This is a genomic window from Streptococcus pseudopneumoniae (assembly GCF_001068775.1).
GTDB lineage: Bacteria > Bacillota > Bacilli > Lactobacillales > Streptococcaceae > Streptococcus > Streptococcus pseudopneumoniae_N.
Map to the genome: position 1 here is coordinate 1 of NZ_JWAJ01000113.1, position 25,527 is coordinate 25,527.

General features: G+C 36.3%; 21 protein-coding genes, 1 tRNA gene and 1 pseudogene. 6 read left to right on the plus strand and 17 right to left on the minus strand.

What is annotated here, in order from left to right:
• A pseudogene (locus ADF68_RS06260) lies at nt 1-154 on the plus strand (IS5/IS1182 family transposase); the annotation flags it as partial.
• A gap of 95 nt (nt 155-249) precedes the next feature.
• On the opposite strand, the gene tsf reads toward ADF68_RS06260, so the two are convergent.
• The 13 genes from tsf to yfmF form a co-directional block, all read right to left on the minus strand.
• Nucleotides 250-1,290: a translation elongation factor Ts gene (gene tsf, locus ADF68_RS06265; RefSeq protein WP_049549078.1), complete on the minus strand. Its 1,041-nt coding sequence runs from the start codon at nt 1,288-1,290 to the stop codon at nt 250-252.
• Nucleotides 1,291-1,368: 78 nt separating this feature from the next.
• Nucleotides 1,369-2,151, minus strand: a complete 783-nt coding sequence (gene rpsB, locus ADF68_RS06270; RefSeq protein WP_000268462.1) for a 30S ribosomal protein S2 — start codon at nt 2,149-2,151, stop codon at nt 1,369-1,371.
• 435 nt (nt 2,152-2,586) lie between these two features.
• Nucleotides 2,587-3,801: an aminoacyltransferase gene (locus ADF68_RS06275; RefSeq protein WP_049549079.1), complete on the minus strand. Its 1,215-nt coding sequence runs from the start codon at nt 3,799-3,801 to the stop codon at nt 2,587-2,589.
• Nucleotides 3,802-3,996: 195 nt separating this feature from the next.
• Nucleotides 3,997-5,202 (minus strand): peptidoglycan hydrolase PcsB, encoded by a 1,206-nt coding sequence (gene pcsB / locus ADF68_RS06280; RefSeq protein WP_049549080.1) that lies wholly within the window; start codon nt 5,200-5,202, stop codon nt 3,997-3,999.
• A gap of 91 nt (nt 5,203-5,293) precedes the next feature.
• Nucleotides 5,294-5,788 (minus strand): rod shape-determining protein MreD, encoded by a 495-nt coding sequence (mreD, locus tag ADF68_RS06285; protein WP_049549081.1) that lies wholly within the window; start codon nt 5,786-5,788, stop codon nt 5,294-5,296.
• A complete protein-coding gene (mreC, locus tag ADF68_RS06290) occupies nt 5,785-6,606 on the minus strand; it encodes a rod shape-determining protein MreC (RefSeq protein ID WP_049549082.1) in 822 nt (273 codons plus the stop codon). The genes mreD and mreC overlap by 4 nt, the downstream gene beginning before the upstream one ends.
• Nucleotides 6,607-6,627: 21 nt before the next feature.
• The gene (locus ADF68_RS06295; RefSeq protein WP_049549083.1) at nt 6,628-7,422 is read right to left on the minus strand and encodes an energy-coupling factor transporter transmembrane component T family protein; all 795 of its coding nucleotides are present in this window, start codon (nt 7,420-7,422) and stop codon (nt 6,628-6,630) included.
• Nucleotides 7,415-8,254 carry an energy-coupling factor transporter ATPase gene (locus ADF68_RS06300; RefSeq protein ID WP_049549084.1) on the minus strand — a complete coding sequence of 280 codons (840 nt, stop codon included), beginning with the start codon at nt 8,252-8,254 and terminating at the stop codon, nt 7,415-7,417. Before ADF68_RS06300 ends, ADF68_RS06295 begins: the two co-directional genes overlap by 8 nt.
• A complete protein-coding gene (locus ADF68_RS06305; protein ID WP_049549085.1) occupies nt 8,239-9,066 on the minus strand; it encodes an energy-coupling factor ABC transporter ATP-binding protein in 828 nt (275 codons plus the stop codon). Before ADF68_RS06305 ends, ADF68_RS06300 begins: the two co-directional genes overlap by 16 nt.
• Nucleotides 9,067-9,068: 2 nt before the next feature.
• On the minus strand, nt 9,069-9,608 hold the full coding sequence (gene pgsA, locus ADF68_RS06310) for a CDP-diacylglycerol--glycerol-3-phosphate 3-phosphatidyltransferase (RefSeq protein WP_000711962.1): 540 nt from the start codon (nt 9,606-9,608) through the stop codon (nt 9,069-9,071).
• Nucleotides 9,609-9,619: 11 nt separating this feature from the next.
• Nucleotides 9,620-10,444: a cytoskeleton protein RodZ gene (gene rodZ / locus ADF68_RS06315; RefSeq protein WP_075230582.1), complete on the minus strand. Its 825-nt coding sequence runs from the start codon at nt 10,442-10,444 to the stop codon at nt 9,620-9,622.
• A gap of 37 nt (nt 10,445-10,481) precedes the next feature.
• Nucleotides 10,482-11,765: an EF-P 5-aminopentanol modification-associated protein YfmH gene (gene yfmH, locus ADF68_RS06320; protein ID WP_049549087.1), complete on the minus strand. Its 1,284-nt coding sequence runs from the start codon at nt 11,763-11,765 to the stop codon at nt 10,482-10,484.
• On the minus strand, nt 11,762-13,012 hold the full coding sequence (gene yfmF / locus ADF68_RS06325) for an EF-P 5-aminopentanol modification-associated protein YfmF (protein WP_049549088.1): 1,251 nt from the start codon (nt 13,010-13,012) through the stop codon (nt 11,762-11,764). Before yfmF ends, yfmH begins: the two co-directional genes overlap by 4 nt.
• A gap of 161 nt (nt 13,013-13,173) precedes the next feature.
• Here yfmF and yaaA point away from each other — a divergent pair, with 161 nt between their 5' ends.
• Nucleotides 13,174-13,542 (plus strand): S4 domain-containing protein YaaA, encoded by a 369-nt coding sequence (yaaA, locus tag ADF68_RS06330; RefSeq protein ID WP_049549089.1) that lies wholly within the window; start codon nt 13,174-13,176, stop codon nt 13,540-13,542.
• Between the two features lie 2 nt (nt 13,543-13,544).
• A complete protein-coding gene (gene recF, locus ADF68_RS06335; protein ID WP_049549090.1) occupies nt 13,545-14,636 on the plus strand; it encodes a DNA replication/repair protein RecF in 1,092 nt (363 codons plus the stop codon).
• Between the two features lie 54 nt (nt 14,637-14,690).
• Here the strand turns inward: recF and guaB are convergent, their stop codons facing one another.
• Together guaB and trpS are read right to left on the minus strand one after the other, a co-directional pair.
• On the minus strand, nt 14,691-16,169 hold the full coding sequence (guaB, locus tag ADF68_RS06340; protein WP_049549091.1) for an IMP dehydrogenase: 1,479 nt from the start codon (nt 16,167-16,169) through the stop codon (nt 14,691-14,693).
• A 162-nt stretch (nt 16,170-16,331) separates the two neighbouring features.
• Entirely contained in the window at nt 16,332-17,357 is a 1,026-nt protein-coding gene (trpS, locus tag ADF68_RS06345) for a tryptophan--tRNA ligase (RefSeq protein ID WP_049549092.1), read from the minus strand.
• Between the two features lie 206 nt (nt 17,358-17,563).
• On the opposite strand from trpS, the gene ADF68_RS06350 reads away from it, so the two are divergent.
• Together ADF68_RS06350 and ADF68_RS06355 are read left to right on the plus strand one after the other, a co-directional pair.
• Complete coding sequence (locus ADF68_RS06350; protein ID WP_049549093.1) at nt 17,564-19,186, plus strand: ATP-binding cassette domain-containing protein; 1,623 nt, start codon at nt 17,564-17,566, stop codon at nt 19,184-19,186.
• Between the two features lie 61 nt (nt 19,187-19,247).
• Complete coding sequence (locus tag ADF68_RS06355; RefSeq protein ID WP_049549094.1) at nt 19,248-21,797, plus strand: YfhO family protein; 2,550 nt, start codon at nt 19,248-19,250, stop codon at nt 21,795-21,797.
• 31 nt (nt 21,798-21,828) lie between these two features.
• On the opposite strand, the gene ADF68_RS06360 is transcribed toward ADF68_RS06355, so the two are convergent.
• Nucleotides 21,829-24,483 carry a YhgE/Pip domain-containing protein gene (locus tag ADF68_RS06360; protein WP_049549095.1) on the minus strand — a complete coding sequence of 885 codons (2,655 nt, stop codon included), beginning with the start codon at nt 24,481-24,483 and terminating at the stop codon, nt 21,829-21,831.
• Nucleotides 24,484-24,611: 128 nt separating this feature from the next.
• On the opposite strand from ADF68_RS06360, the gene ADF68_RS06365 reads away from it, so the two are divergent.
• Nucleotides 24,612-25,154, plus strand: coding sequence for a TetR/AcrR family transcriptional regulator (locus tag ADF68_RS06365; protein WP_049549096.1), 543 nt, complete (start codon nt 24,612-24,614; stop codon nt 25,152-25,154).
• 212 nt (nt 25,155-25,366) lie between these two features.
• Here the strand turns inward: ADF68_RS06365 and ADF68_RS06370 are convergent.
• Nucleotides 25,367-25,440: transfer RNA gene (locus tag ADF68_RS06370), tRNA-Asn, on the minus strand.
• Between the last annotated feature and the right edge of the window lie 87 nt (nt 25,441-25,527).

Here is a 25,527-nt window from a genome sequence, read left to right on the forward strand (position 1 = left end):
TTTGAGATACACTAGAGAGAAAGGAAAGTCCAAAATGGAGGATCAGGTTGGGCTTACTTTGGCATGCTTAAATATCAAAAAATTAGTGAAATGGATAGAGAATATCCCTTTTTATTTTTCTCAAATACAGATTTTTGAATGGAATATCAGATGATGAGACAAACTATTTTTGAAAAGAGAAAAAGACAAACGCCAAAAATGACGTTTGTCTTCGTTCTGAAGGAAGCTGATTTGCTTCCTTACTTTTTATTAGTTATTCAAGGCTGCTGCCATTGTAGCTGCAACTTCTGCTTCAAAGTCGTTTGCAGCTTTTTCGATACCTTCACCAACTTCAAAGCGAGCGAACTCAACTACTGAAGCGTTAACTGATTCAAGGTAAGCTTCAACTGTCTTGCTGTCATCCATGATGTAAACTTGTGCAAGAAGTGTGTAAGCTTGGTCAACTTTAGTGTTGTCAAGCATGAAGCGATCCATTTTACCTGGGATGATTTTATCCCAGATTTTTTCTGGTTTACCTTCTGCAGCCAATTCAGCTTTGATAGCTTCTTCAGCTTGAGCGATTACTTCATCAGTCAATTGAGCTTTAGATCCGTATGCCAAGTGTGGAAGAGCTGGTTTACCAACCATAGCACGGCTTTCATTATCTTGGTCGATAACGTGGTTCAATTGTGCCAACTCATCTTTAACAAATTGCTCATCCAATTCTTTGTATGAAAGAACTGTTGGTTTCATAGCAGCGATGTGCATTGAAATTTGTTTAGCAAGTGCTTCGTCTCCACCTTCGATTACAGAGATAACACCAATACGTCCACCGTTGTGTTGGTATGCTCCGAAGTGTTGTGCATCTGTTTTTTCAATCAAAGCAAAGCGACGGAATGAGATTTTTTCTCCGATAGTCGCTGTTGCAGACACATAAGCTGCTTCAAGAGTTTCACCTGAAGGCATTGTCAAAACAAGTGCTTCTTCGTTGTTAGCTGGTTTTCCTTCAGCGATTGCTTTAGCTGTTGCGTTTACCAACTCAACAAATTGAGCGTTTTTCGCAACGAAGTCAGTTTCAGCATTTACTTCAACAACTGCTGCAACGTTACCGTCAACATAAACACCAGTCAAACCTTCTGCAGCAACACGGTCAGCTTTCTTAGCTGCTTTTGCCATACCTTTTTCGCGAAGCAATTCAATCGCTTTTTCGATATCGCCTTCCACTTCAACCAATGCTTTTTTAGCGTCCATAACACCAGCACCAGATTTTTCACGCAACTCTTTTACAAGTTTAGCTGTAATTTCTGCCATTTTGATTCTCCTATATTTTTTAAAAATAGGAGAGCCGGGCTAAGCCCCGCCCTCCTAGGTAATTACTATTTGTATAAATTAAGCATTGTCGCCTTCTACAACTTCAACGATTTCTTCAATTGAGTCTGCTTGAGCTTCTGAAGCTGCAAATTCTGCTTCAACTGCTGCAACAGCATCTTCACCTTGGCGACCTTCAATGATAGCGTCTGCCAATTTAGCTGTAATCAACTTAACTGCGCGGATAGCGTCATCGTTAGCTGGGATGATTACATCGATATCGTCTGGATCAGTGTTTGTGTCAACCATCGCTACAACTGGGATTCCCAATTTTTTAGCTTCTTTAACAGCGATTTGCTCTTTATGTGGGTCAACTACGTACATTACATCTGGGATACGAGGCATATCTTCGATACCACCCAAGAATTTTTCAAGACGTGCACGTTGTTTATTAAGAAGTGCAACTTCTTTCTTAGGAAGAACTTCAAAAGTTCCATCTTCTTCCATACGTTTGATTTCTTTCAAACGAGCGATACGTTTTTGGATTGTTCCCCAGTTTGTAAGAGTTCCACCCAACCAACGGTGGTTGATGAAGTATTGACCTGAACGTACTGCTTCTTCAGCAACTGCATCAGCTGCTTGTTTCTTAGTACCAACAAACAATACAACTGCATCGTTAGCTGCAGCATCACGCATGAAGTCGTATGCTTGGTCAGCGTATTTTACAGTTTGTTGCAAGTCGATAACGTGGATTCCGTTACGCTCAGTGAAGATGTACTTAGCCATCTTAGGGTTCCAGCGACGAGTTTGGTGACCAAAGTGCACACCAGCCTCAAGAAGTTGTTTCATTGAAATTACTGCCATGAGTATTTCTCCTTTTTGTTTTTTTCCTCTTCTTGATTTCAGCTTGCAAAACGACCCGAAGGCAACAGCTTCACAATTCATCAAGAATGAGTATTATCGTTTACACGACAAGTTACATTATATCATAGTTGAACCTTTTTTTCAAGTAATTGTGCTAGTTTTTCCTTCATAACGTAACTTCCCAACTGAAATTTTAAAAAAATTTATCAACTTTAAATAAAAAACATCCCAACATAAATTGGTTACTGCTAAATGTGCAATAACCGCTTATGTTGAGACTCAGATAAATACAAAATATTTCGAGTTGATAACTTAAATGTTTTGATATGAAAGAATCTACTTTATATTTTTTATAGCAAGTATCATATCTTCATACTATATGTTATCAAAAAAACAATTACTAAAGATTAAACTTGCCAATAAGTCTTTGACTTTCTACTTGCTACTTCGAAGTTTCTTACGGATTTTATAGGCTATATTAAACAAGAAATACAATGAGCTAGTTGGGTAATTAAACTCACCAGCAAATTCCTCGATAGTGGGATTAAACTTAGATTTAAAATTAAATAACCCACCCTCTAAGTTGTTTTCAATTCCACCCATATTATGAGTTTCTGCCCCGCGTTCAAATGAATGTTGAGCAGTCTCAAACCATGTTGGAATAGCAGGTTGATAATGTCTAAATTCCTCATTCATTCCAGCATATAAGTTCTCAGAAGTTTTCCCAAATTCGATGGTCAAAGTTCCAGACAATGGAACGACACTGTCCCCTCTATCAATATGGCTCTTAAGAAAAGAAATTTCTTCCTCTAATCGTTTTCTCTCTTGCTGATTCTCTTTTATTTTGCCTTCTTTCGTTTTATCAGTGAATTTCTGTGCTATTTTAAGATTTTTTTCCAGTTGCTGCTCAACTTCTTTCAGTCTATTAGGTAAATCTAAATAGCTCAGTGTGATAAAGGAATGATCAGAATAAGTAGTCAATAACTTCTGATAATAATCTTTTCCTCGTAAACTGATACTCTTACGAGACTCTGTTTTCTTCATTAAAAATGAAAATTCATCTAATAAATCAAGTCCACCGAATTTCACTTCCAATCCTTTATTTCTTGCAGTTCGAATTGCCTGTCGAGTAGATTTGGACAGTTGATCCAGCGAGAAGTTTTCTTTATGAATATTAGCTTGAAAACGAGGTTGGATGTTTTCTGCCATATCCTTTGTCAATCCTGTCCAATGAACTTTATTTTTTTGCAATTTCTCAACAATTTCAAAAGTTTTAGAATTTTGAATAGTTTTTTGGTCGATCAGACTTCGACTAATAAAAAGGCTTGGATCAAATTTAACCATTATTGCATTGCTTTTTTTAGCAATTTTTTTCAATGTTAAAATCACAAATTTCAGAAGTTCTTTATCTTCATAATTAATAACTGGGCCTCTTGGAATATAGAACATGGAAAAACCTAATGGAAGAGGCTGAATTAAGATGTTCGCTACTCCAACTAGTTGATTCTCTTTATAAAAGCCAACTCTCTCGTTTCCCCAAGTATCCTTTATCTTGGACCAATCACTACTCTGCAATAAATTTCCTTGAGGATGATTTTCTAAAAACAAATCCCACTCTTTGGCATCAACATTCATTTTATAAGTAAACATAATTCCAGTACCAACTCTCTTAAAAACATATTATTTCGTTAGATAAACATATTTATCCTAGCTACATATCCGATAATTTTCTTCCCATCTTTAATTCCATAATGACAAAAACATTCTGATAAAAATTTTTTATTAATACCATACAAAGGGTGAGATTAATAAAACCTCACCCTAAATTTAGTAATAATTAATATGTTAGTTTGGATAAATGTATCTTACTGTACCACGTGATGCTGTAGGATTAAACCATCCACGATAATTTCCGATTGGTTGAGTTCCACTACCATCATAGTTACATTCTGAAACTTGAATACGCGTTGTTGACTCAACAGCAGTAACAACTGCTACATGCCCGTATCCACCATCATCCCAACAAGCAATCGCACCAACTTGTGGTGTAGAACCTGTACGGAAACCTGCTGCTGCTGCACTAGTAGCCCACTGACCACCATTACCCCAATAATCACCAGCCCATGGAGCCAAAGTCTTAGCACCCCATGTACATTGACCTACAGGGTAACTTGAAGCATTTGAACTATAAGTTGGTCGTTGACTTACAGTAGTTGCTGCAGGTGTGTAACTTGAATAATCATCTGATGAAGAACTTGAAGTTGCTTGTACTTGTGCAGCAAAGGTTGTGTTGGCTGAAGCTGCAAGTGATTGTTGTTGACTTGCTTGTTTAGCTTTATAAGCTGCCTCTGCCTCTGCTGCTGCTTTGGCTTCTGCCTCTGCTGCTGCTTTTTTCTCTAACAAGCTAGCTTTTTCATTTTCTGCTGTAGCTTTTTCAGCTGCAAGATTTAACTCAGCTACTTTCAATTCTGCTTGTTTTGTCGTCAAAGCTTGAGCATCGTCAGCAAGCGTTTGTTGGTTAGCAATGACTGTATTGATTGCTTCGTTGTTTGCAACTTGTTTTTCAGAAATAGCTTTCTTATCTTCTTTTTGTTGCTGCAACATTTTATTGTTTGCTGATACGATTTCACTCATAGCTGCTACACGAGAAATAGCTTCTGTAATTGAGTCAGAGTTAATAATCGTATTGATGTAGCTTGTAGCAGTTCCGTTCGTTTGTGCACTACGAGCTTGGTTTTCAAGCGATGCATTACGAGCTACAATATTTTTTGAAAGCTCTGCGATTTCACCTTCAAGTTTTTTAGATTCTTCTTGAAGTTTTTCGTTTTCAGATTGCAATTTTTCTTGCTCTGATTGAATAGCTGAAACTTTAGTTTGAATTTCGTCTACTTGTTTTTGAGCTTCTTTCTGTTGAGCTGTCAAGTTACTAATTTTACTATCTTGAGCAGCAATTTTTTCATCTGTTGTATTTGCTTTAACACTTGAAAGAACAGCTCCTTGTGAGACTAATACTGTACTTAACAAAAGTGATGCTAGGATTTTTTTCTTCATAAGTGTGAATACTCCTTCTTTTAAGACAATACTAGTATATCAAAAAAAGGCCTAATAAATATTACGCCTTTATTACAGTTTTATTTCTTTCTTATAGATATATTTTTTCAAAAATAAACTGGAAAACTAACATCCATAGACAGTTTAATATCATTGACGGAACTAGACCATAAACGATAAAGACTGTTATACTTTCAGCAGTTAAGCCAATCATTTGCGCTAGAAGAAAACTACCAAATTCAAAAGAGAAAGTCATCATTAAAATAGCTAATAGTCTAGTCCATCTATTTGATAAAATAATCGCATTATTTTTATAAATGATTGCACCAATAATCACAAAAAGAAGACTAGCAATCCCTACTAAATGGAAAAAATAAATATCGTATATAAGACCAATAAATAAGCAATAAACTAAAAATAGGTACTCTGATACTTCTATAGTTTCAAACAACAAGAAGATGAAGATAATGTGGCTCACAATTTGAAAATGTGGAAAAAAACTATTTACAAATTGCCCTAAATGACTGTCTATTAAGACAACTGTAGGCAAAAGTAAAAACATTCCTATCTGCTTCAACAGTCTCATGATGGGTTCCCCACTAACTCTACGACTTTGGTATTCATTGAATTAGACTGAAGTTTGACTAACACCTCTCTTGTCAGATAGTCATTGCTATGCGTCACAGATTCGACCTCACCTACTGGAATGTCAGTAGCATTAAAATTACCAAGACCACCAGTTACGACCTTATCGCCTTTACTAATGTCGCTACTACTATTTAACTGACTAATTTTCAGTAAATCTTTTTCCTTATCGTAGCCAATGATAATACCATATATACTAGTAGAATCGTGTTGGATTTTAACGGAGATTTTCTCCGTATTTTCCGCGTTGGTCAATAAGTTGACCACAGTAGAGTTATCTTCAATCTTTCCCACGCTTCCAATTAGTCCCCCACCAGCTATAACAAGCATATTGCTTGTCACGCCTTGTTGAGAACCTGCATCAATTGTCAACTCTTGTTTCCAGGTTGCAGGAGTTCTCATGATGACGTCAGAAGCAATTAACTTGGTTGCATTCAATTTTGACTTCATATCCAATAACTGACGTAGTTGCTCATTTTCTTCCTTCAAACTGTCTGCTTCATTCGTTTCCTTCTTCATCTGATAGAGTTCTTTTTTGAGAGTTTCATTCTCGTTATAGGTTCTGGTCAAACGACCTAAATCAGATTTTACGGAAGAAAGCCATCGAAAAGGCTTTTGCACTATTCTATCGGCTAATGAAATTCCATCTCCAGCTTTTGTTACAACTGCACTTGATTGTGTTGTTACTAAAAAAACGGATACTACTAATACAACGACAAATAGAACAATGATATATTTTGATTTTTTAAAACGGTTCATACCTCTACCTTATATTACATTCTAAGATTTTAGCAAAAATAGAATTGCACCCAATACACAAACAAATAATAGCGCTATACTGTCTCTGTTCATCCAATTTAACTGTCGATACTGACTGCGTCCATTCCCACCTTGATACCCCCTAGCTTCCATGGCTGTAGCAAGAGAGTCCGCTCTTTTCAAACTGGTAGCGAACAAAGGAATCAAAATAGGAATCATAGCCTTAACCTTTTGAATTACATTTCCTTCTCCAAAATCAACACCACGCGCCTTTTGAGCATTCATAATGCGAATCGTATCATCCATCAAGGTTGGTACAAATCGCAAACTCATAGACAACATGAGCCCAATCTCATGAACTGGAGCCTTAAATCTTTTTAAAGGTCCAAGCAAGGATTCAACTGCTGTTGCCAAACTTAGTGGCATAGTCGTCAAGGTTAGCAAAGTTGAGAAAAAAATAATCAACACAAAGCGACAAAAAATAATTCCTGCCTGCTCAATACCATAGCTTGTGATTTTTATAAATCCCATCTCGAACAAGACGTGACCACCAGAAATAAAGAACAGTTGAAAAAGGGTTGTAAAAGCAATCAGAAAAAACATAGATCGCAATCCTTTTATAAAAAAAGATAAGGGAACTTCTGATAAAACGACAAATATGCCTGTTGCAATGAAGAGTATGAGATTTGTAATTGGATTATTGGCCCAAAAAGCGATGATGATCAATAAAATCATTGCTACTAACTTACTACGAGGATCTAGACGATGAATAATCGAATTTCCTGGTATGTATCGACCTAAAATCATATTATCCATTGATAAACTCCTTAAACTCCTCTATCGTTATCGGCAATTGTTCGAAAGAAATTCCTCTGTCAACTAGCCTTTGAGCAAATCGTGTGATTTTAGGAACACCCAATTGGATTTTTTCCATAAATTCGACATTTTGAAAGACAAGACCTGGTTTCCCACCCTTAACTAGTTTCCCTTTTTCCATCACATAAACTTGATCAGCAAATTCGGCCACATCATCCATAAGGTGGGTTACTAAAACAATTGTTATGCCATCTTGATGAAGCTTTTTAAACAAGGTCATCAACTCTTTTCGACCAATTGGGTCCAAACCAGCTGTTGGCTCATCTAAGACCAAAATTCTTGGCTCCATTGCCAAAATTCCAGCAATCGCAACCCGTCTCATTTGTCCACCCGAGAGTTCAAATGGACTTCGATCAAAGAGTGATTCATCGATTCCTACTAAAGCTAGTTTTTCACGCGCAATAGCTTCTGCCTCTTCTACAGAAACACCAAAATTTTGAGGGCCAAAAGCCACATCTTTTAGGACAGTTTCCTCAAAAATTTGATTCTCTGCAAACTGAAACACCAACCCAACTTGTTTGCGAATTTGGCGAATTTGCTTATTGACCGATGTTGGTGTGATCAATGTATCAAAGACACGAACACTTCCATCTGTGGGAACTAGCAAACCATTCAATAGTTGTAAAATAGTTGATTTTCCACTTCCTGTATGCCCAATAATAGCAGTATAGGAACCATCTTCTATGGTCAAACTGACATCTGACAAGACAGCTGAGGCAAAGGGTGTTCCTTCCTGATATGTATAACTAACATTGTCTAGAATAATTCCCATAAAGCCTCCTCGAGCTCCTCTTCGGACAGATAGTGCTCTGGTAATTTTAAGCCATTATCACGCAGTGATTGTTTTAATTGGTTGACAAAGGGTTGATCTAAGCCAATTTGATCTAAATCTGATCTAGAAAATAACTCTCTAGGAGTGCTAGTTGACTCGATTTCTCCTTTTTTCATCACCAAAACTCTGTCACTCATGGCTACCTCATCCAAATCATGCGTAATGGAGATGACTGTCATCTGATGGTCTTTGCGAATCTTCTGGACTATCTTAATCAACTCTAATCGTCCCTCAGGATCCAACATACTTGTAGCCTCATCCAAGATTAAAATATCTGGTCGCAAGGCAACAACGCCTGCGATAGCTACTCTCTGTTTTTGACCTCCTGACAAACGAGCAGGTTCTTTTTTAGAAAATCCAGCCATCCCAACTAAGGATAGGGCTTCTGTAACTCTACGCTTCATCTCCTCAAGCGGGATTCCTTGATTTTCCAGTCCAAAAGCAACGTCGTCTTCAACAGTTGCTCCTACGAATTGGTTATCAGGATTTTGAAAGACCATACCAATCTTACGTCTTTTTTCCCAGACATTTTCTGGAGTTAGGCAATCACCGTCTATCCAAATTTCTCCAGATTCAGACTCTAGCAAACCATCAATCAAGCGAACTGTCGTTGATTTTCCACTACCATTATGACCAACGATTGACAACCATTCTCCACGTTTCACGTGAAACGTAATATTATGAACATCATAATGTTCTTGATCTGCCTGATATCGAAAAGACAGGTCTTTTATCTCAATAATCGATTCCATATCTAACGAAAGGTTCCTTTAAACAAATATGCGCTTCCCTTGAAATAATCATAACCAGAATAAACTGTGAAGAACAAGGCAATATAAAGAGTTATCTGACCAAGCACATTCCAGTGAAGTAGCAAGAATATTATCGCAAACATCTGACTAAATGTCTTGATTTTTCCAGGCATAGCAGCAGCTAGAACGGTACCTCCTGTTTCAACTAAGAGCAAGCGCAAACCAGTGACTGCAAGTTCACGGCAGATAATAACTGCTACCACCCAAGCTGGTGCCATATTTAGACCAACTAGCATAATAAAGGCTGACATGACCAATAATTTATCAGCCATCGGATCCGCAAACTTACCGAAATTACTAACCACCTGCCATTTTCTAGCTAAATATCCATCCAAATAGTCCGTGATGCTAGCAATAGCAAAAATAATTGCTGCTGTTATATGTAATACTGGAGACGGTCCAAATGATAGAAGAAGAACAAAAATGGGAATAAATAAAATTCTACCAATCGTTAGTATGTTAGGAATATTCTCTTTTTTCATATTATCCTTCCTTAATTTGAACTCATTGTCAGTTTAATCCAGCCAGTTTCCCCAGCCAATTTTGAAGTATCGATTTCCTGATTATCGATTTTCACTGTTACTCCTTTAACAACTCCCAATGTAATTGTTACAGGATTGTCTTTCGAAATCGTTGTTTTAGCTGTTTTATTATTAGGTTCGAGAGTCACTCCTCCTGCCAAATCAGTATCCGAAACACTGATCCAGCTCGTTACATCGCTAACAGAAAATTGAAGCTCAACTGAATCTTTAGAAGTTTTGTATTCTGCTGCTATCGTATCTCCCTGACCAGAAATGATCACAGAAGAGGCATCACTCGAACTTGATGAACTAGTAGATTGGCTACTACTTGATGGCTCACTACTGGAAGTACTTGTTGAACTCACAACACTATAACTTGCTGTAGCTGGCGTAGTTGGTTGGGTTTGAATGTAATTCCACACATAGTAGGTTACAAAAATTAAAATTAATGAAGACAAGAGAACAAAGTAAAATAGCGGGAGAAATGAATTCTTCTTGCGATTAGAACGTCTACGTCCTGAAAGCTCAATCTCATCAACATCTACTTCTTCATAGGTAATCATACTACCTGAATCATAGGCATCTAGAACAATATGTTCATCTAATTCAACTGCCCAAGCATATTTTCTCAAAAAAGATCGAGCATAAAAAGTACTCGGTAGTTTGTCAAAATCATCTGTTTCCAGTGCCTCCAACAAATCCAGTTGAATATCCGTCTTTCTGTGTAATTCTTCTAAGCTCAGTCCTTGGTTAATTCTTGCAAGACGTAAGACCTCACCAATTGTTTTTTTTCTCATACTTAACATTCCTTCTTTCTAGTGTATTTTCTAGCGATTATATCGGGAAAATTGTACAATCAACCATATCGCTATTATCTATCAAATCATGTCCTGCTTCTAGAACATCTTCTAAAGTAATTTCCTGCAAAAGTTTAGGAAGGTCAAACAGGGTCGAGCCTGTCTCAGTTGGATGATACTGAGTAGCAATATATTCTAAGGAATCCATACTATGAAGAAATTCCCCATACATCTCAGTTTTTACAATATCCAAATGATCCTCAGTGACATCCTCATCTTTCATAAAATTACGAATAGCTTTACGAAATTGATGAGAAAGTGCCACAGGTTCCTTTGTATCCATTGTTAATATCACAAAATGGAAACGACGATCCACTTCTATTTCTAGAGACAAGGAAGCATCCAGTTTACCAGACTCATATAATCTTTGAAATCTTTGTGAAGTCCAACCAAACATCATTGTAAACAACAATTTCAATAAAAGATGATAACGATACTGATCTCGATTTCCGATTTCTTTATTTCCTCTAATACCTATCGCTAATTTTGGAGAAGCTACGTCCATCCGTAAACTTTCAGTAGTCTTTACAGGATGTAAAGATATTTGTTCTCTTTTAAACTCATGTTTTTTCTCTTGAAGATAAGATTTCTTAGCAAAATAATCTTCAAGAAGTTCAAGTTTAAAATTACCGACCAAAAAGATATTACTATTGACAGGTCTGTAAAACTCTTTAAAGTTCTCTTTCAAATCCTCCAGACAAATAGCATCAATGGAGTTTTCACTGCCAACAATATCTGAAGCTAATGGACTTTCTGGATAGAGATTTGCGAGAGTATTGAAAAATAGACAAGAATCTGGATCATCCTGATACATCTCTCTTTCCTGCTGAATGATATCTTTTTCGCGCTCCACTGATTCTTCAGTCATATTGAAGGTAGTGACAAGTTCTTCAAGTAAATCTAAGCACTCTAGAACATTTTCAGAAGTCGAGAAAAGATAGCTAGTATTTGTAAAGCTCGTAAAGGCATTACTTTCAGCCCCTAGCTCTGTAAAAGCTGCCATAACATCTCCAGAATCTTCTCTTTCAAAAAGTTTATGTTCTAAGAAATGAGCGCTCCCTTGAGGATACTGTTGCAAGCCCTTATCATCTGCTGTAAACCTTGTGTCAACAGAACCGACTTGGACGCTCACAACTCCATAAACCTCGTTAAAATCCTTTTTAGGTAGTAAAGTAACTGTCAAACCATTTTCTAATCTAGTTTGATACAAAGTTTCTTTTACAGCAGGATAATATTTCTTTTGAAAAGTAGGTCTGGTCATTCTGCTCCTTCCATAAAATAAATAGCCTGCAACTTAAAACTATTTGCTGCTTCACAAATCGCTTCTCTATCAACTTGTTCAAGCTTATCGATTAAAGTTTTTGTATCAAGATTTGCTTTTCCAAAAAAGGTTGACAGATAATATTTATCGACAATAGAATCTTGATTATCCTGAGCTAGTAGTAAGGATCGACGAATCATTTGTTTAGTCTGATCAATTTCCTTATCTGTAAACTTGCCATTTTTTATGTCAAGCAACTGATGATTCATCAATTTTCTTACTTTATTTCGATTTTGCCGATCAATTCCAGCAAACAATCGTAAAAATCCACTAAAAAGGTCCAAGTGACTCGATACCGTATAGGCTAGCCCTTCTTTTTCTCGTACTTGGGTAAATAGTTTCGAATGAGGAAAGGCTCCTAAAAGACCATTGACAAGAAGCACTGCCATCTGCTCTTCATCACCATACCCCACTGGACTATGGTAACCCATCTCTAAAACAGACTGTCCCAATCTCTTTCTAACAATACCTTCCTTAAGAATTTTAGAATAGGGTTGCTGATATTGAATCTTTACAGATGATTTACGACCTGTTAACGATAATTTTTTCAAATACTCTAAAACTTCAATTTCATTAAAATCCCCTAAAAAGAATAAGTCAATTCTATCTTCTTTCATCATTTTTTGAAAACTTGAAAAACAAGTTTTAGAAGTCTCTTCTGAAATTCTAGAAATCAAATCTTTAGGAACTAACTGCATTGATTCTTCTTGGAAAAACAATTGATCTAACTCTTTATGTGCAAAGAAGAATGGGTCTTCCAATTCTGATTCTAGCCTTGATAAGATCTGTTTTTTCTCGATGTCAAAAGCATTTTTCTCAAATCCATCCTCATCCGACAATGGTATAAACAGAACCTGGTGCAGTAATTCTAAAATTTGAGAAGTTAATACGTTTTTCTTACTTAAAAATTCATCACGCACATAGGAAATACTCAAATCCACAAGATGACTTTGTCCTCTTCGATAGGCGTGCGCTGACAAATCAGTTCCATACAAGGTTGCTAAACGTTTTCTAAACAGTTGAGCAGTTGGATAACTTTGGTTGGCAGTTTCAAGCATACTGGCACTTAACATGCGACTTGAAATTGAATCCAAAGACAATGGAGCTGTGAAACGCACAGTAATTTTATTAGTTTTAAATTTTTTTGATTGGATAAAATGCACTGCAATTCCAGGTACTAACTCCATCGCTTACCTCCTTCTACATAGAGTTCTATTATACCATGAAAAGAGAAATTTTTCTTGTTCTCTTTACCCCTTTTAAAATTTAAATCGCTTTCATTTCTAACGAATTTACCTCTGCCATTTCAAGGTAAAATATGGTATAATACCAAAGATTGAGGTGAACTATGGAATACAAATTATTTGAAGAATTTATCACTCTCCAAGCTCTCTTGAAAGAACTTGGTATTATACACAGTGGCGGAGCTATTAAATCCTTTTTAGCTGAGCATCTTGTCTATTTTAATGGGGAATTAGAAAATCGTCGTGGGAAAAAAGTAAGAATCGGAGACTCTATCGACATTCCTGACATGAAAATCCAAATCATTCTGACGCAACCGAGCTTAGAAGAACAGGAAGAATATCTCCAAGAAAAACTTGAGAAAGAACGTGTGGCTAAACTTGTCAAAGAAATGAATAAGACGGTCAAAAAAAAGCCAACAAAAAAGACCCAGAAATCTGAAACAAAAACTGCACCACGTTTCCCAGGTAGATAATTATGTGGTTGAAAAATTTATCCATCAAACAATTTCGAAACTATCAGGATACTGAAATTGAATTTAATCCTAAATTGAATGTATTTGTTGGTCGAAATGCACAAGGTAAAACCAATCTTCTGGAGAGTATTTACTTTTTAGCTTTAACTAGAAGTCATCGGACAAAGACAGACAAGAATTTGATTCAATTTGAAAAAGAACAACTTCAAGTTTCTGGAATTCTTCAAAAACGAACGGCTACTGTTCCACTTGAGATTGACTTAAGCCCAAAAGGTCGGATTACTAAAGTCAATCACTTAAAGCAAGCTCGGCTATCTGACTATATTGGACACATGAATGTTGTTCTATTTGCACCCGAAGATTTACAACTTGTCAAAGGAGCACCAGCTATCCGACGTAAGTTTATAGATATGGAGCTGGGACAAATCAAACCCCTATACTTGTCAGACTTGTCAAGCTACAATCATGTGCTTAAACAAAGAAATACCTACTTAAAGTCAGCAAATCATATCGACGAGACTTTTTTATCTGTTCTCGATGACCAGCTAGTCGACTATGGTTGTCGAGTGATGATTCACAGAGCAGAATTTATCAAAAAAATGGAGTCTTTTGGTCGTAAAAAGCACTTTGATATCTCAGACCAATTGGAAGAGTTGTCAATACGTTATCAACCATCTGTAAACTTCACTGACAAGGAACACCTAGCAGAATCATTCTATGCAGCTCTTCAAAAAAGTAGAGCAAGAGATTTATTTAAAAAGAATACTGGACTTGGTCCTCATCGAGATGATATGATTTTCTTAATCAACGGTATAGAAGCAAGTTTTGGCAGTCAAGGACAGCATCGTAGCCTTGTCCTCTCTATCAAACTAGCTGAAATTGAATTAATGGAGAGTATTACCAAGGAAGCGCCTATTCTTTTACTTGACGATGTTATGAGTGAACTTGACAATAATCGTCAACTTAAATTATTAGAAACTATATCTCAAAATATTCAAACCTTTATTACAACAACTAGTTTAGAGCATCTTCAAAACTTACCTGATAATCTCAGTATATTTACAGTAAAAGATGGTCAATTATCTGTAAACTAAGATTTACAATATTGTAAACAACAAAAATCTCCTGTCAAATAGGAGATTTTTTTATTACATTGAGTAGTTTGGTGCTTCATTTGTGATTTGCACATCGTGTGGATGGCTTTCTTTTAGACCAGCACCAGACATTTCGATAAATTGAGCATTGTCATGCAATTCTTTAAGGTTAGCAGCACCACAGTAACCCATACCAGAACGGATACCACCAATCATTTGGAAGACAATATCAGCTGCTGCACCTTTATAAGCAACACGACCTTCGATTCCTTCTGGAACCAGTTTGTTTGCTTCATTGACAGAACCTTGGAAGTAACGGTCGCTTGAACCCTTCTTCATAGCAGCGATTGAACCCATACCGCGGTATGTCTTGAACTTACGTCCTTGGAAAATTTCAGTTTCACCTGGAGCTTCATCAGTTCCCGCAAACATTGATCCAAGCATTACTGCATTTCCACCAGCAGCAAGAGCTTTAACAATATCTCCAGAATACTTGATTCCACCGTCGGCAATAATTGTTTTGCCATATTCACGCGCAACTGCTGCTGCATCATAGATAGCTGTAACTTGTGGAACTCCGACACCTGCGATAACACGAGTTGTACAGATTGAACCTGGCCCAATACCAACTTTAACAACGTCAACTCCTGCGTCATAAAGGGCACGAGCTCCTTCAGCAGTAGCGATATTTCCGGCAATCAATGTACGGTCTGGGAAGTGCGCACGGATTTCAGCGATTTTACGGAGAACCCCTGCAGAGTGACCATGAGCAGTATCGATGACAATTGCATCTGCTCCCGCTTCAAAGAGGGCTTCTGCACGTTCAAAGGTGTCAGAAGTAACACCTACCGCACCTGCAACTAGAAGGCGACCAAACTCATCTTTTGCTGCATTTGGGAATTCAATTACTTTTTCAATATCTTTGATTGTGATCAAGCCAGAAAGACGACCTTCTTCATCAACCAAAGGTAGTTTTTCAATACGGTGTTCTTGAAGAATGCTCTCAGCTGTTTTTAAATCTGTACCAACTGGTGCAGTAACCAAGTTTTTGCTAGTCATGTGTTTTGAAATTGGTTGGTTGTAGTCAGAAATAAAGCGAAGATCGCGATTTGTTAGGATACCAACCAATTTACGATTTTCAAGAGTTTCAACCACTGGAACACCACTGATACGGTAACGTCCCATGAGTTCATCTGCTTCTGCAATTGTATGCTCTGGAGTCAAGAAGAATGGATCAATGATAACACCATTTTCAGAACGTTTTACCTTACGAACTTCATCTGCTTGTTGAGCAATTGACATATTTTTATGGATAACTCCAAGACCACCTGCACGAGCAATAGCAATAGCCATTTGGCTTTCTGTTACAGTATCCATGGCTGCTGTAATAATTGGGATATTTAAAGTCAAATTATCTGCCAATTTTGTTGTTAAATCCGCATCATTAGGCAATACATGACTCTCTGCTGGAATAAGCAATACATCATCAAAGGTAAAACCTTTTTTCAAAAATTTAGTGTCCCAATTAGACATTGAAGTTTCCTCTTTTCTTTCTTTTTGAGCTTGACGCTTTTTGTATTGTATCTATCATACCATTCTATGAAAATTTGTCAATTATATTGATAATAGATACTGTAAAAAAACTATCCCTTTAACTTTAAAGAAGAGATAGTTTTAGAGTTCGTATTTTATCTATTAATGAAAGTAATTTAGACCCATTGCTGATTTTACTTCTGATAGCGTTTGGCCAGCAACTTCTCGAGCTTTTTCACTACCTTTTTGAAGCATATTATACACTTCACCCATATCTTTGGCATATTCAAGGCGACGTTCACGAATAGGACCAAGTTCTCTTTCCAAAATTTCAAGCAGGTAACGCTTGGTCTTAACGTCACCAAGACCTCCACGTTGATAATGCTCTTTCATGTCAGTAATTTCCAGAGAATCTTCAGGACGTCCGAAAACATCTAAGTAATGGAAGACCATATTTCCTTCAATCTTACCTGGATCCTCGACACGAATGTGATCTGGATCTGTATACATACTCATTACTTTCTTACGTAAAGTATCCGCATCATCTGATAAGTAGATACCATTATTTAGCGATTTAGACATTTTAGCATTACCATCAAGACCAGGTAAGCGACCTGCTCCTTCATTTTCAGGATAAATCCCTTCTGGCTCTACCAAAACATCACAGTTGTAGGAATGATTGAAAGAACGCACAATCTCACGCGTTTGTTCAATCATCGGTTTTTGGTCTGTACCTACAGGAACATAATTAGCCTTGAAAGCTGTGATATCTGCTGCTTGAGCAACCGGATAAACTAAAAATCCAGTTGGAATGCTTTCTCCAAAGCCTTTCTGAGCAATTTCTGTCTTGACTGTTGGGTTTCGTTCCAAACGAGCCAAAGACACTAGATTCATGTAATACATAGACAACTCTGCCAACTCTGGAATCTGACTTTGGATGAAAATCGTTGATTTCTTCGGATCCAATCCCACTGCAAGATAGTCCAAGGCAACATTCCCGATAGATTCTACAATTGTTTGTGGATCTTTTGCATGGTCAGTTAAGGCTTGCTGATCAGCCAAAAAAACGAACATGTCATATTTATTTTCTTCTTGAAGGATAACACGATTTTTTAAGCTACCTACATAGTGTCCGATATGTAATTTCCCAGTTGGACGATCTCCTGTTAAAATAATGGGTTTATTCATCTTATTCTCCTTTGATATGGTCCTTTTAATTATAGCATTTTTTTGATAAAAAGACAGATAATTTTTGAAATCAAACTATATCTAGGATATCTATCCAATCGTAAAGAAACTGTCAACTTTATTTACAAAAAATTGACAAATAAAAATTTGAATATTTGGGGATTTTCTAGTAGAATTAAAGTATTATATATAATAGGAGAAAAACATTGCTTACAGTATCTGATGTCTCACTACGTTTTAGTGACCGCAAACTTTTTGATGATGTCAACATCAAATTTACAGAAGGAAATACCTATGGTTTGATTGGTGCTAACGGTGCAGGTAAATCAACATTTTTAAAAATCTTGGCTGGTGATATTGAGCCGACAACTGGTCATATCTCTCTTGGACCAGACGAACGTCTCTCTGTTCTTCGTCAAAATCACTTTGACTACGAAGATGAGCGTGCGATCGATGTCGTTATCATGGGTAATGAAAAGCTATATAGCATCATGAAAGAAAAAGATGCTATCTATATGAAGGCAGACTTTACTGATGAAGACGGGGTTCGTGCAGCTGAGCTTGAAGGAGAGTTTGCTGAACTAGGCGGCTGGGAAGCTGAAAGTGAAGCTTCACAACTCTTGCAAAACTTGAATATCCCTGAAGATCTTCATTACCAAAATATGAGTGAACTAGCAAATGGAGATAAAGTGAAAGTTCTCCTTGCTAAAGCCTTGTTTGGTAAACCAGATGTTCTTCTTCTAGACGAGCCAACTAACGGTCTTGATATCCAATCTATTACTTGGTTAGAAGATTTCTTGATTGACTTTGATAACACCGTTATTGTCGTATCCCATGACCGTCACTTCTTAAACAAAGTATGTACTCACATGGCCGACCTTGACTTTGGAAAAATCAAACTCTATGTCGGAAACTACGATTTCTGGAAAGAATCTTCTGAGCTTGCTGCCAAATTGTTAGCAGACCGTAATGCTAAGGCGGAAGAAAAAATTAAGCAACTCCAAGAATTCGTTGCTCGATTCTCTGCTAACGCATCTAAATCTAAACAAGCAACTTCACGTAAAAAGATGCTTGACAAGATTGTCTTGGAAGAAATCATTCCATCTAGTCGTAAATACCCATTTATCAACTTTAAAGCCGAACGTGAAATTGGTAATGATCTCTTGACAGTAGAAAATCTATCTGTCAAGATTGATGGCGAAACTATTCTTGACAACATCAGCTTTATCTTGCGTCCAGGTGACAAGACAGCTCTTATCGGACAAAACGACATCCAAACAACTGCCTTAATTCGCGCAATCGTGGGCGAAATTGAATATGAGGGAACTGTCAAATGGGGAGTTACAACTAGTCGCTCTTACCTACCAAAAGACAATTCGGCTGATTTTGCTGGGGGTGAATCTATTCTTGACTGGTTGCGCCAATTTGCAAGTAAAGAAGAAGATGATAATACCTTCTTACGTGGATTCCTTGGTCGCATGCTCTTCTCTGGAGACGAAGTTAACAAACCTGTAAACGTCTTGTCAGGTGGAGAAAAAGTGCGCGTGATGCTATCGAAACTCATGCTTTTGAAATCAAATGTTCTAGTACTTGACGATCCTACTAATCACTTAGATTTGGAATCTATTTCAAGTTTGAACGATGGATTGAAAAACTTCAAAGAATCTATCATCTTTGCCAGCCATGACCATGAATTCATTCAAACATTGGCTAACCACATTATTGTCCTATCTAAAAATGGTGTAATCGACCGTATCGATGAAACCTATGATGAATTCTTAGAAAATGCTGAAGTACAAGCAAAAGTCAAAGAACTTTGGAAAGACTAAATAATACTTTAAAACTCAGTTGGATTAACCAACTGAGTTTTCTAACATTCTATGAGGTAACATGAAAACATTTTTCAGAAACTATTGGACCTATCTTATTTCTTTCATCATTCCCCTAGTGATTATGTTCGGAGTCTATCTTTCTCAAGGTATCTACTGGAATAGTGATACTTCACCTTTATTAGGGGATGGATTTCATCAATATGTTATTTTTGATCTTAATCTCCGTCATATTTTACATGGAAGTGGTAGTTTATTTTATACCTTTACCAGTGGTCTAGGTCTCAATTTTTATGCCTTGTCCAGTTATTATCTTGGTAGTTTTCTATCTCCTCTTGTTTATTTTTTTGATGTATCAGGCATGCCAGATGCAGTCTATCTGTCAACCTTGTTGAAATTTGGCTTGATAGGTCTGTCAACCTTTTTTAGCTTGAGTAAAATATTTAAAAATATACCAGCCCCACTTCGATTAGCTCTATCTACCTCATATGCTTTAATGAGCTTTACAGTTAGTCAACTTGAGATTAAAACCTGGTTAGATGTTTTTATTTTAATTCCCTTAATTTTAACTGGTTTACATCTACTCATAACAGAAAAAAAACGTATTTTATACTTTACAAATTTGTCAATATTATTTATCCAAAACTACTATTTTGGTTATATGACTGCCCTGTTTTTAGTGGTTTGGTATTTTTGCCAACTTTCCTGGGATTTTAAAAGTCGCAAATATTCTTTCCTTGATTTTTTCCTAACATCCTTACTCGCTGGTTTAACAAGTTTCATCATGACACTCCCAACCTTGTTTGATTTAAAAACTCATGGTGAAAAACTAACTGCTATTACAAAAATAAAAACAGACGCTAGTTGGTACCTAGACATATTTGCTAAACAATTCATTGGTGCTTTCGATACTACTAAATATGGTTCCATCCCTATGATTTTTGTTGGCCTCCTTCCTTTCATCTTAACAATTGTATTCTTTACATTAAAATCAATTAAGTTTCACGTGAAACTATGCTACGCAACTTTATTTATCATCATCATAGCTAGTTTTTATCTTGAAGTTCTAGATCTATTTTGGCAAGGAATGCACGCACCGAATATGTTTCTTCATCGCTATGCGTGGATTTTCTCCACTCTTTTGATTTATATATCAGCAGAAGTTTTAAATAGGGTTAAAGATATAAAATTGTGGAACGTTTTCTGCTCAATGACCTTCCTTTTAGCTGGTTATCTAGCAACCATTTATTTTAAAAACCATTATTCATTTTTAACTAATTTAAATATCCTTTTAACAATTGAATTTCTAGTGGTATACTTGCTATTGTTACTGGCATTTATCCGAAAGATGATTTCACCAAAAATCTTTTCAATCCTTATTCTGATCTTTATACTAAGTGAAGTCAGTTTGAACGCAACATCGCAATTCAATGGAATTTCAAAAGAATGGGGATTCGCTTCTCGTAGCACCTATGACAAAGATAGTCCAAGTATGGAAGCTATTTTGGAGTATATCAAACAGCAACCAGATACATTTACACGAACTGAAAAATTGCAGACACAGACTGGAAATGACAGCATGAAATTTAACTACAATGGTATTTCCCAGTTTTCATCTGTTCGTAATCGCTCTGCAAGTACAACTTTAGATAAGTTGGGGTTTAAATCTTCAGGAACCAACCTTAATCTCCGTTATGCAAATAACAGTATCATTGCAGATAGTTTATTTGGAATCAGCTATAATATTTCTGAAACCTATCCAGATAAATACGGTTTTCATCCAAGCTATCAAAAAGATAATCTAATCCTTTATAAAAATCAATTCGCTCTGCCAATTGCTTTTGCTACGCAGTCTCTTTACAAAGATGTCGATTTCAATGACCATACTCTTGATAACCAAACTCAATTTTTAAATCACATTGCTGGCTTAAATGAAGAGTACTTTTATCCGATAAATCATCATACAGACTCTGGTGACAGCGTGGTCAATCTAAACGGAACTGATACTGAAGATGCAACTATCAGCTATAGCATTGAAGTACCTGATAATAGTCAGGTTTACCTTTCCATGACCAAGCTAAATTTTTCAAATGATAAGAAAAAGCAAGTTGACATCATTGTCAATGGTGAAAAAAAATCCTTTACCACAGATAATGCTTTTACATTTTTTAATCTTGGGTATACAGACCATAAACAAACTTTTGATATCCAAGTTAAGTTCCCAGGAAATGCTCAAGTATCATTTGAATCTCCAACTTTCTATCTATTAGATACTAAAAAGTATACGGAGGCAATTGCTAAAATAAAAGAAAATCCAGTAGAAGTGCAATCATATAAAAATAAAGTCATTGTAAATTATAAGGTAAAGAATGAAACATCGATCTTTTTCACAATTCCTTATGACCAAGGATGGTCTGCTTATCAAAATGGTAAAAAATTACAAATTCAACAGGCACAAACTGGATTTATGAAAGTTGATGTTCCTGAAGGTGAAGGAACTATTACCCTTTCCTTTATACCAAAAGGATTTATTGCTGGTGCAAGTTGTTCTCTTATAGCCATTATTGTCTTTATCTTTTACGATTTTAAAAGAAAAAAATATTCTAGATAAAAAAACTATCGACCGAATTGGTCGATAGTTTTTAATCTTCTTCAACTTTTTTAGGTTGGTAGGAAAGCATTCCTAAAGCAACAAAAATCATTATTGTAAAGATAAGGAAAATAATCTGACTATGAATATTACCTGTCATAGAAATGGTTTGTCGTAGACCTGAAACTGAATAACTCATAGGTAGCCATGGATTAATAGTTTTAAAGAATTGATTCGTCAAAGCTAAAGGATAAGTTCCTGCACTTGATGCTAATTGAAGGAGTAATAAAATTAAGGAGAAGAAGGCGCCTAGGCGAGAATTCCAGGTTGTCAATGCTGTTACCATCGCCATGAAAGCAAGACTGGTTAAAATAATCAAAGCAAAGGTCTTGAATTCGTGAACTGCAGTCAGTCCGATTAAATGTACTCCACCATAAACTAATACTCCTGCCAAACCAGCAATGATACCGTTAATTTCAAAGCGAGACTTAAACCAAGCCCAGCGACTTTCTGGATGGCGCCCAGAAGGCAATTTAGCAAAAATCATATTAGTTGAAATAGCAGCAACAAAAAGAGCAACTGATATCATATATGGAGCCATGGCAATTCCATTAACTGCTACTTGATCCTTATCAGTTTTTGAAAGACTTAGAGGATCAGCTAGTAAATCTGCATTTATTGGTTCAGTTGAAGCCTGTTTCAATTGCCCCTCAGCCTCTGTCAAACCTTGATTTAATTGACTTGAACCATCACTTAATTTTCCAAGTCCTGATTGTAAAATTTCTGATCCTTGAGCAAGTTGATCTGCTCCACTAGCTATTTTTTCAGAACCATTAGATAGTTGATTTGCACCAGAAACTAGCTGGTCTGATTTATCAGCTAATTGTTGAGAGCCCGCTTGTAATTGATTAAATCCAGCGGTTAAATCTGATGTTTTATTATTTACTTGGTTGACACCTGATGTAAGTTTATCAATTCCTGTTGCTAATTCTGGTGCATTCTCTGCTAACTTAGCAGTAGCACCTGTCAATGTAGAAGATTTTTCTGTCAACTGATTAGAACCTTGTAGCAACTTATTGAAACTTCCTGTCAAGTTCGAATTTTTCGAACTCAACTGACTTGCTCCTAAAACTACTTGGTCTACTGATTTTGTGTAGTTGTCAATACCAGATGCAAGAGTTTGCCTAGCTGGCAATAATTGACCATCAATTGCTGTCTGTACTTTTGTTAATCCACTTGACAAACTTGTCAAGGTGGCAGTAGTAGTTGGTAACAATTGCGCTGAACTTGTTTTTAAGCTACTAAGACTATTTACTTGACTATTTACATTCTCTAAAGAATATTGTAACGTTTGAACTGTGGTTAAAATTGTTCGTGCTGAGTCACTAGTAGAAGATGATGAATTAGAAACAACAGAAGTTATCTCTGCTTGTTGGTCAGGAGTTAGGCTTTGATAAGCACTAGTAGATTGAATAGCTGACAAAGTAGTTTCTTTTTCAGCTTGATTTGAAGTAATGATGCTTTGTGCTGAATTGGCAATGGTTGATAGACTGCTAGAAAACTGAGTTGTTAACTCTGTTATGTCTCTTGTGTCTGACGTTTGAATAACTTGATTCAATTGCTCTAAACTAGTTGCTAATTGTTTAATCTGATCTTTTTGTTGGGTTGTCCCATCTAATTGAGTAGAAAGTTCTTGAATTCCTTGATTAAGTTGGGTAAGTCCTGTACGCAAGGTCTCTGATTGTTTAGAAATCTGATTTGCACCTGATGATAGACTTTGAACTCCATTTGTATAAGTATCAATACCAAGTGAAAATTGATTTAATCCTGAATTTAATTGAGAAACACCACCTGTATAGGCTTGTGTGCCTGAATCAAGTTGAGTCAATCCTGATACCAGTGCCGGTGTCTGTGAATTCAGTTGGTTTAATCCATTGTCGATTTGTGAAATAGCGCTGGTATATTGATTTAAACCAGTATTAAAATTACCAAGACCAAGATTTAACTGATTTACACCAGCTGTATAGGTTCCTAAACCTGTAGATAATTGATCAGCACCATTAGAAAATGTGAAACTCGATTGAGCTAAGGTTTGAAGATTAGTCGTTAAGGTTTGACTCCCATCAGAAAGCTGATTCGAACCATCAGCCAACTGTAAACTTGCATTTGCAGCTTGAGATAAACCAAGTTTTAAATCACCCATCTTCTCAAATAAAGCTTTGGTATAAGATTGAGTAACATTAGTAGCCACAGTCTGTTTGATTTGTGTCATGGTAGAATCACTCATCTTACTTGCAATAAAACTATGACCACTTGATGTCTGATAGTCAATCGTCATCTGTTCAGGATGATTTGTAAGGATAGAAGAAGCTTTCTCAGAAAGATTACTTGGCAACGTTACAACCATGTAATAATCTCCATCCCGCAGTCCTCTTTCTCCCTCACCTTCATCTACAAAATGAAAATCCAGGCTATTACTATCTTTCAAATTAGACACCATGTCTTCACCAATAGTGAGTTTTTCATCATTATAAGTAGCAGCTTGATCCTTATTAACAATTGCTACAGGTAACTCCGAAAGTTTACCATATGGATCCCACATTGAGGATAAGAAAATGATATTGTAAAGAGCTGGAATTAAGGAAATTCCTATCATGACAATAATAAATGTAGGTTTTTTAAAGATTGCTTTCCATTCTTTAAACATATTGTCTCCTTTTTTAAACTACTTGTCTAAATTTTTGATATAATAGATTATACATAAAAAAATTAAAAAGACAAGATAAAAAATCTATTTTTGAACACATTGTCTAAAAATGTTCATCTGGAGGGAACATGCAAGAAAGTAATAAACGATTAAAAACCAAGCGTATTATCGAAAATGCCATGGTAGAATTATTGATGGAACAACCATTCGATCAGATTACAACTGTTAAATTAGCACAAAAAGCTGGAATCAGCCGCTCCAGTTTCTATACTCATTACAAAGATAAATACGATATGATTGAACATTACCAAAGTAAACTATTTCATACCTTCGAATATATCTTTCAAAAACATGCTAATCATAAACGAGATGCTATTCTAGAAGTATTTGAATACTTAGAATCAGAACCACTTCTAGCAGCTCTTTTATCTGAAAATGGAACCAAGGAAATTCAAAATTTCTTGAGAAATAAACTTCACATCCTACTGAGCACAGACCTTCAAAAACGTTTTATGCAACTCAAACTAAATGAAATAGAATTAGAATACAGTAGCGTCTACCTGACAAATGCTCTCTTTGGAGTCTGTCAAACCTGGATTGCCCATGGAAAAAAAGAAAGTCCACAAGAAATTACGGACTTTTTAATGAAAATGTTAAGGGATACAAATTAATAAAAAAGCTCTATAATATTTATAGGAAATCACCCCCTATGATTATTATGGAGCCTATTTTGTTATTCTTATTAGGCTAAGGCAATACAATTTCCTTAGTTTTATTTTCGGACACAAATCATTATCTATCCGTATGTTAGGTATGCCTCCCCTCATTACATCGGACAACGAATCAAAAAAAGGAACACCAAATTAGTGTTCCTTTCATCTGACTCCGCCAGTAGGACTCGAACCTACGACATCATGATTAACAGTCATGCGCTACTACCAACTGAGCTATGGCGGATTAAATAGTCCGTACGGAATTCGAACCCGTGTTACCGCTATGAAAAGACGATTTCTTAACCAACGGACCCTCTACCTGTAGCAGATA

Coding starts and splice junctions, on each gene's coding strand:
- tsf (WP_049549078.1), bottom strand. CDS start 1,290: ATGGCAGAAATTACAGCTAAACTTGTAAAAGAGTTGCGTGAAAAATCT.
- rpsB (WP_000268462.1), bottom strand. CDS start 2,151: ATGGCAGTAATTTCAATGAAACAACTTCTTGAGGCTGGTGTGCACTTT.
- ADF68_RS06275 (WP_049549079.1), bottom strand. CDS start 3,801: ATGTTTACTTATAAAATGAATGTTGATGCCAAAGAGTGGGATTTGTTT.
- pcsB (WP_049549080.1), bottom strand. CDS start 5,202: ATGAAGAAAAAAATCCTAGCATCACTTTTGTTAAGTACAGTATTAGTC.
- mreD (WP_049549081.1), bottom strand. CDS start 5,788: ATGAGACTGTTGAAGCAGATAGGAATGTTTTTACTTTTGCCTACAGTT.
- mreC (WP_049549082.1), bottom strand. CDS start 6,606: ATGAACCGTTTTAAAAAATCAAAATATATCATTGTTCTATTTGTCGTT.
- ADF68_RS06295 (WP_049549083.1), bottom strand. CDS start 7,422: ATGGATAATATGATTTTAGGTCGATACATACCAGGAAATTCGATTATT.
- ADF68_RS06300 (WP_049549084.1), bottom strand. CDS start 8,254: ATGGGAATTATTCTAGACAATGTTAGTTATACATATCAGGAAGGAACA.
- ADF68_RS06305 (WP_049549085.1), bottom strand. CDS start 9,066: ATGGAATCGATTATTGAGATAAAAGACCTGTCTTTTCGATATCAGGCA.
- pgsA (WP_000711962.1), bottom strand. CDS start 9,608: ATGAAAAAAGAGAATATTCCTAACATACTAACGATTGGTAGAATTTTA.
- rodZ (WP_075230582.1), bottom strand. CDS start 10,444: ATGAGAAAAAAAACAATTGGTGAGGTCTTACGTCTTGCAAGAATTAAC.
- yfmH (WP_049549087.1), bottom strand. CDS start 11,765: ATGACCAGACCTACTTTTCAAAAGAAATATTATCCTGCTGTAAAAGAA.
- yfmF (WP_049549088.1), bottom strand. CDS start 13,012: ATGGAGTTAGTACCTGGAATTGCAGTGCATTTTATCCAATCAAAAAAA.
- yaaA (WP_049549089.1), top strand. CDS start 13,174: ATGGAATACAAATTATTTGAAGAATTTATCACTCTCCAAGCTCTCTTG.
- recF (WP_049549090.1), top strand. CDS start 13,545: ATGTGGTTGAAAAATTTATCCATCAAACAATTTCGAAACTATCAGGAT.
- guaB (WP_049549091.1), bottom strand. CDS start 16,169: ATGTCTAATTGGGACACTAAATTTTTGAAAAAAGGTTTTACCTTTGAT.
- trpS (WP_049549092.1), bottom strand. CDS start 17,357: ATGAATAAACCCATTATTTTAACAGGAGATCGTCCAACTGGGAAATTA.
- ADF68_RS06355 (WP_049549094.1), top strand. CDS start 19,248: ATGAAAACATTTTTCAGAAACTATTGGACCTATCTTATTTCTTTCATC.
- ADF68_RS06360 (WP_049549095.1), bottom strand. CDS start 24,483: ATGTTTAAAGAATGGAAAGCAATCTTTAAAAAACCTACATTTATTATT.
- ADF68_RS06365 (WP_049549096.1), top strand. CDS start 24,612: ATGCAAGAAAGTAATAAACGATTAAAAACCAAGCGTATTATCGAAAAT.